This is a genomic window from Oleiphilus sp. HI0061 (assembly GCF_001635675.1).
Genome location: NZ_LWFE01000153.1, coordinates 1 through 635 on the forward strand (window position 1 = coordinate 1; position 635 = coordinate 635).

Sequence of the window (635 nt, forward strand, 5' to 3'; positions counted from 1 at the left end):
TATTGCAGAATATGACCAGACGAAGATAGATGAATTACTGCTTAATTCAGGTGTGATTCGAAATAAGCTTAAGGTGAACTCTATTATTAAAAATGCACGCGAATTTCTCGAGATTGAAAAGAATGAGGGTGACTTTTCAAAGTACCTTTGGTCATTTGTTGGCGCTAAGCCGATAGTTAACAGCTGGCGGACGATGGCAGATGTACCGGCTGTAACGCCAGAGTCCGAAGCAATGTCGAAAGATTTGAAAAAGCGCGGCTTTACCTTTGTCGGTCCGACTATTTGCTATGCCTTTATGCAGGCTGTGGGGATGGTTAATGACCACCTGGTGACATGCCCAGAGTGGTCAAAAGTGAGCTAAAAGCTGAGTGAAGTTTAGCCCTTCTGATTCACCATCCATACTGCGGCTTCAACTCGAGAATTCAAACCTAGTTTTTTCAGGACATGTTTGACGTGAACCTTCACGGTTCCGTCAGAGATATCGAGTTCACGGGCAATAAGCTTGTTGCTCATACCTTTGGCTATGAGTTTCAGGATCTCGTGTTCCCGGCTGGTTAGTTTGGCTAATAAGTTCGATTTCTTATCGTTGCCGCCTCGTATTGCTCCGGCCAGAACATGTGTTAGCTTCTCACTGA

Annotated in this window: 2 protein-coding genes; one reads left to right on the forward strand and one right to left on the reverse strand. The window is 44.7% G+C overall.

Annotation, left to right across the window (positions count from 1 at the left end; translation table 11 throughout):
* A partial coding sequence (locus A3735_RS01830; protein ID WP_197485594.1) for a DNA-3-methyladenine glycosylase I occupies nucleotides 1-361 on the forward strand: 361 nt, incomplete at its 5' end.
* A 14-nt stretch (nucleotides 362-375) separates the two neighbouring features.
* Here the strand turns inward: A3735_RS01830 and A3735_RS01835 are convergent.
* On the reverse strand, nucleotides 376-635 hold a 260-nt coding region (locus A3735_RS01835), incomplete at its 5' end, for a LuxR C-terminal-related transcriptional regulator (RefSeq protein WP_156499318.1).